This window comes from Ensifer sp. ZNC0028, assembly GCF_000799055.1.
Classification (GTDB): Bacteria; Pseudomonadota; Alphaproteobacteria; order Rhizobiales; family Rhizobiaceae; genus Ensifer.
Genome location: NZ_JTLA01000138.1, coordinates 1 through 5,906, shown reverse-complemented (window position 1 = coordinate 5,906; position 5,906 = coordinate 1). Strand labels below are relative to the sequence as shown.

The 5,906-nt window shown below is 64.1% G+C and carries 5 protein-coding genes; 4 read left to right on the top strand and 1 reads right to left on the bottom strand.

All coding sequences use genetic code 11. From position 1 onward, the window contains the following. Window positions 1-212 precede the first annotated feature (212 nt). Complete coding sequence (locus L981_RS29065) at window positions 213-1,427, bottom strand: ubiquinone biosynthesis hydroxylase (protein ID WP_043624881.1); 1,215 nt, start codon at window positions 1,425-1,427, stop codon at window positions 213-215. Between the two features lie 84 nt (window positions 1,428-1,511). Between L981_RS29065 and tesB the strand changes: the two genes are divergently transcribed. From tesB to L981_RS29045, 4 genes are all read left to right on the top strand, one after another. After that, window positions 1,512-2,396: an acyl-CoA thioesterase II gene (gene tesB, locus L981_RS29060; RefSeq protein ID WP_043624878.1), complete on the top strand. Its 885-nt coding sequence runs from the start codon at window positions 1,512-1,514 to the stop codon at window positions 2,394-2,396. A 235-nt stretch (window positions 2,397-2,631) separates the two neighbouring features. After that, complete coding sequence (locus L981_RS29055) at window positions 2,632-2,970, top strand: P-II family nitrogen regulator (RefSeq protein WP_034802765.1); 339 nt, start codon at window positions 2,632-2,634, stop codon at window positions 2,968-2,970. A gap of 27 nt (window positions 2,971-2,997) precedes the next feature. Next, window positions 2,998-4,353 (top strand): ammonium transporter, encoded by a 1,356-nt coding sequence (locus tag L981_RS29050; protein WP_043624874.1) that lies wholly within the window; start codon window positions 2,998-3,000, stop codon window positions 4,351-4,353. Between the two features lie 235 nt (window positions 4,354-4,588). Further along, a partial coding sequence (locus L981_RS29045; RefSeq protein ID WP_043624871.1) for a DNA translocase FtsK 4TM domain-containing protein occupies window positions 4,589-5,906 on the top strand: 1,318 nt, incomplete at its 3' end.

Genomic DNA, 5,906 nt, shown 5'->3' with positions numbered 1-5,906 from the left:
CCCTCATCCGCCTGCCGGCACCTTCTCCCCGCAGGCGGGGAGAAGGACATGTGCGGCTCTGCTCGCACGTCAGCAGCAAAGGTTGTTTTATCCGCTTGTTCCGCGATGGCCTACACCAAGCGATGGTGTGTCAGTAGCTCTCGTCCCCTCGCCCCGCCTGCGGGGAGAGGGTTAGGGTGAGGGGCGAATTTCTTGCGGGACGTGGTGGACCCTCAGATCGGTCGCCCCGACAGCAGCCGCGGATCGGTTTCGCCGGCAATGCCGGCCGCCTGGCGGATAAAGAAGCTCTTCAGAGAAGGCATGCGATCGACGAGGCCGAGGCCGAAATCGCGGGCGATCCTGACCGGAGTGATGTCGTTGGAAAACAGCCGGTTGAGCACGTCGGTCGTCACACCCATGCGGAACGTGTCGAAACGCCGCCAGCTCTGGTAGCGCTCGAGCACCGCGAGCGAGCCGATATCGAGCCCGAGACGATCCGCCTCGACGATGGTCTCGGCCAACGCGGCCACATCCTTGAAGCCGAGATTGAGCCCCTGCCCCGAGATCGGGTGGATGCCATGGGCCGCGTCGCCGGCAAGCGCGAAGCGCGGCTTGACGAAATCACGGGCAAGCGTCAGCCCGAGCGGGAATGCCCGCCTGCCGCCGACCACCTTCAGGTGCCCGAGCTTGTGGCCGAAGCGGCGCTCCAGCTCTTCCTCGAACAGGAAATCGTCGCCCTTGACCAGGCGTTCGGCGTCCTCGGTGCGCTCGGTCCAGACGAGCGACGAACGGTTGTTCTTGAGCGGCAGGGTCGCAAACGGCCCGGCCGGCAGGAAATGCTCCTCCGCCGTGCCCTCGTGCGGCCGCTCGTGCTCGACGGTCGTGACGATGCCGGATTGGCCATAATCGAACTCGACGGTCTTGATGCCTGCGGCATCGCGCAGCTTCGAGCGCACGCCGTCGCAGGCGACCAGAAGACGGGCCTGCAGCTCGTCACCACCGGCAAGCGTCACGGCCACCGCATGGTCGCCGCTCTTGAAGCTCTCGACCATGGTCGACTGGCGATTGACGACGCCGAGCGCCTCGCAGGCGCGGCGCAGTGCGCCGACCATCGCCGTGTTCGGCACCATATGGGCGAAGGGACGTCCCTCGCCACCGTCGCCGTCGAAGGTCAGGAACACGGGGCGCACCGGATCGGCCGCCTTCGAATCGGTGATCACCATGCGGCGGATCGGCTCGGCCTCCGGCGCGATCTCATCCCAGACGCCGAGCACGTCGAGCATGCGCTCGGCCGCGGACGCAACGGCGGAAGCGCGCTGGTCCTTTTTCCAGGCATCTTCCGGCGCGCCGTCGATCACCATCACGTCGAGATGCGGCGCCGCCTTCTTCAAGGACACCGCAAGCGAAAGGCCGACATAGCCGCCACCGGCAATCAAGACATCGAGCATCGGCTTTCTCCGTCGCACTTGAGCATCGTTTTATGTCTATATAGATCAATGCCATCGACGTTCCTACCATCGGAGAAAGCCGAAATGTCGCGCCCCACCGAGACCGCCACCCCCATGGATGCGCTGCTGGCCATTCTCGATCTCGAAAAACTCGAGGAAAATCTGTTCCGGGGCTTGAGCCCACAGGTCGGCTGGCAGCGGGTCTTCGGCGGCCAGGTGATCGGCCAGGCGCTGGTTGCCGCCCAGCGCACCGTGGATGCGGACCGCTTCGTCCACTCGCTGCACGCCTATTTCATGCGGCCGGGCGACCCGTCGGTGCCGATCATCTACGAGGTCGACCGCATCCGCGACGGTACGAGCTTCGCCACCCGCCGGGTCGTCGCCATCCAGCATGGCAAGGCGATCTTCTCGATGTCCGCCTCCTTCCAGTACGACGAGGACGGTTTCGACCACCAGATCGACATGCCTGATCTCGCCATGCCCGAGACGCTGCCGGGCGAGCAGGAGCTGAAGGAAAAGTTCCTCGTGCATGCGCCCGAAGCGATCCGGCGCTACTGGGAACGGCCACGGCCGATTGAGATCCGCCCGGCTTCGTTTCACCACTATTTCACCCGCGACGACGGCAAACCGATCCAGGATGTCTGGGTCAAGGCGGTGGGCACCGTTCCGGACGAGCGCCATATCCAGGCGGCGATCCTTGCCTATCTCTCCGACATGACGTTGCTCGACACCTCGCTTTATGCCCACGGCACTTCGGTCTTCGACCGCAACCTGCAGGTCGCAAGCCTCGACCATGCCATGTGGTTCCACCGCCCCTGCAAGATGGACGACTGGCTGCTCTATACCCAGGACAGTCCGAGTGCACATGGTGCCCGCGGGATGACCAGAGGCAGCCTTTTTACGCGTTCCGGCGTGCTGATCGCCTCCGTCGCCCAGGAAGGGCTGATCCGGAAAAAGGCATCTGAATAGGAAATAAGCAGAAGCTTCATTCTGCCTATTTTTTAATCTTCTAAAGTGCCGATTTTTTGATGCGCCGCAGCATTCGTGCTGCGGCTTTCTTTTTTTCTATTTGTTTTCATCCACTTAAGACAGCCGTTCGAATCTGGCACGCCCCTTGAATGTCATGGTTCGGTTGCACGGCGCTTGGGGCGCTCCGCAGCAAGGAGAGACGGCCTCCGCCGGAGGCGAACAAGGATGAAACCAGATGAAAATTGTGATGGCCATTATCAAGCCGTTCAAGCTCGATGAGGTTCGCGAAGCCCTCACTGCTGTCGGCATCCAGGGCCTGACCGTGACCGAAGTCAAAGGCTACGGCCGCCAGAAGGGACATACCGAAATCTACCGCGGCACCGAATATGCTGTGAGCTTCCTGCCGAAACTGAAGGTCGAGATCGCCGTTCCTTCGGAGCTCGTCGACAAGGCCGTTGAAGCGATCGCCGCAGCCGCCAAGACCGGCCAGATCGGCGACGGCAAGATCTTCGTCTACGCCATTGACCATGCCGTGCGCATCCGCACCGGCGAAACCGATTCAGAAGCGTTGTAAATCACGCCGTTCAGGGAGCACTTCTCGATGTCATCCAGCAAACTTACCACCTCTCTTGGACGCCTCGGCGCACTCGGCGCCGCCTTGCTTGCGCCGGCCATCGCCTTCGCACAGGAAGCAGCTCCGGCCGCAGCCGCCGCAGCGCCGGTCCCCGACAAGGCCGATACCGCCTTCATGTTCTTCTCGACGCTTCTCGTCTTCTTCATGCTGATCCCCGGCCTCGCACTCTTCTACGGCGGCCTCGTACGCGCCAAGAACATGCTGTCGGTGCTGATGCAGTGCACCGTGATCGGCGCGGCGATGATGATCGTCTGGGTCGTCTACGGCTACTCCTTCGCCTTCGGCGGCTCGACCAGCCCCTATTTCGGCGGCTTCGCCAAGATGTTCCTTGCCGGCGTCACCGGTGAGAGCACGGCGGCAACCTTCTCGGAAGGCGTCGTCATTCCGGAATACATCTTCATGCTGTTCCAGATGACCTTCGCGGCGCTGACGCCGGCGCTCATCGTCGGCGCGTTTGCCGAGCGCATCAAGTTCTCGGCCGCGGTGCTCTTCTCCATCCTCTGGGCCACCTTCGTCTACTTCCCGATCGCCCACATGGTCTGGGACAGCAACGGCCTGCTCTTCGGCATGGGTGCCCTCGACTTTGCCGGCGGCACCGTCGTTCACATCAATGCCGGCGTTGCGGGCCTGATCGGCGCGATCATGGTCGGCAAGCGCACCGGCTACGGCCGTGACATGATGGCACCGCACTCGATGACGCTGACGCTGGTCGGTGCTGCCATGCTCTGGTTCGGCTGGTTCGGCTTCAACGCCGGCTCCAACCTCGAAGCCTCGGGCGGCGCGGTTCTCGCAACCGTCAACACCTTCCTCGCAACCGCAGCCGCAGTCCTCTCCTGGTCGGTTGTCGAAACCATCACCCGCGGCAAGGCCTCGATGCTGGGTGCAGCCTCAGGCATGATCGCCGGCCTCGTCGCCATCACGCCGGCCGCCGGCATTGCCGGCCCGATGGGCGCGATCGTCATGGGCGTGCTCGTCTCGCCGCTTTGCTACTTCTTCGTCTCGGTCGTGAAAAACAAGTTCCACTATGACGACACCGCAGACGTCTTCGGCGTCCACGGCGTCGGCGGCTTCTTCGGTGCGCTTGCGACCGGCATCTTCGCCTCCTCGTCGCTCGGCGGCATCGGTTATGCCGACGGCGTCACCATGGGTGGCCAGTTCATGACCCAGCTGACCGCGGTTGCCATCACCATCGTCTGGTGCGGCGTCGTCTCGGTCATCCTCTACAAGCTGGTGGACTCGATCGTCGGCCTGCGCGTCTCCGTCGAAGCCGAACGCGAGGGCCTCGACCTCTCGTCGCACGGCGAAGCCGCATACCACAGCTAAGCGGATCGCGGCGCCGGCAGTCCGGCGCCGTCTACAGTCCCGTCGCGATCCGCCCCACGCGGATCGCTCTTGGCCCGGATCGGAAGCTCCGGGCCTTTTTCGTGCCGATCGATCCGGCTGCGACTGCTATTTTAGCGCCAACTACGCATGGTTAATGTCGCATTAACCGTACACCGCTTAGGTTGATTCCATGGCGCGCAATGCGCCGTGAAGATCGAGACGGGCAGCAGGCAACATGAGCAGAAGCAATCCGGCAGCGCTTAACAGCCGTTCCAACCGGTTCGTGCTAACCACCTTCGTTTGGCGACAGATCGCGTCGCTGGCGGGCTTTACGCTGTTCGGCGCATTGGCGCTGGCCGTCGCAGCGCTCTCAACGTGGAATGTCGCCGATCCAAGCTTCTCCTACGCCACCTCACAAGCGCCGACCAACGTGCTTGGTTATACCGGTGCTGCCTTTGCCGACATCTTCATGCAGTTCTTCGGCCTGGCCAGCGTGGTCGCCCTCCTGCCGGCCGTCGCCTGGGCCCTGGTGCTGATCGGCGGCAAACGTTTCGACAAGGTCTTCAAGCGCCTCGGTCTCTGGTTCGTCGGTTCCGTGCTTGCCGGCGCAGCACTCAGCTGCGTTCCCGCCCCCATCACCTGGCCGCTGCCCAACGGCCTCGGCGGCGTCTTCGGCGACATGATCCTGCGTTTCCCGGCGCTCTTTACCGGCGCCTTCCCGACCGGCACGCTTGCGACCATTCTTGCCTGTATCTTCGCCGTCCCCGCCGCCTGGTGCCTGGTCTATAGCGCCGGCCTGATCGGCGTTAGCGACGAGGAGGACGAAGAGGAAATCGCCGAGCCGACGCCGAGCAAGGCGCGCACCGTGCGCGACGAACTGGACGAGGACGACAGCGAAGGCCCCTTCACCCTGCTGATGGGCTCCTTTGCCCATATGCGCTACACCATGCACGCGCGCATGCGCCGCATCTTCGGCATGAGCGGCACCCGCGCCACGCCCAAGCGCCAGTACGACGAGCCCTACGATTTCAACAACGACGAGTTCGGCACGCTGAACGAGCCCGCCCGGCCGAAGCCGATGGCCGCCGGCGACCGCATCGAGCCCTCGCTCGACCGCTCCGAGCGCCGCATCCTCACCCCGCCGCCGATCATGGCCGACGACGAGGATGACGACATGCCCTTCGACATCGACGAGCGCCGCCCCGCCGGCATTCTGCCCGACGACGAAGACTACGATCCGGCCGCCGACTGGGCGCCAAAGGCGGCACCGCCGAAGCAGGGCCTGCCCAAGGGCGGCTCGCGCGTCGTCACGCCTGGTCCCCGCCCGAAGACCGGCCAGCGGATCGAACGCGAAGCCCAGCGCTCCTTCGTCGAAGACAACGACGGCAACTTCACGCTGCCGCCGATGCATTTCCTAGCCGAGCCGAAGAATGTCAGCCGCGACGCCTCGCTCTCGCCCGATGCGCTGGAACAGAACGCCCGCATGCTCGAAGGCGTGCTCGAAGACTTCGGCGTCAAGGGCGAGATCATCCATGTGCGTCCCGGCCCGGTCG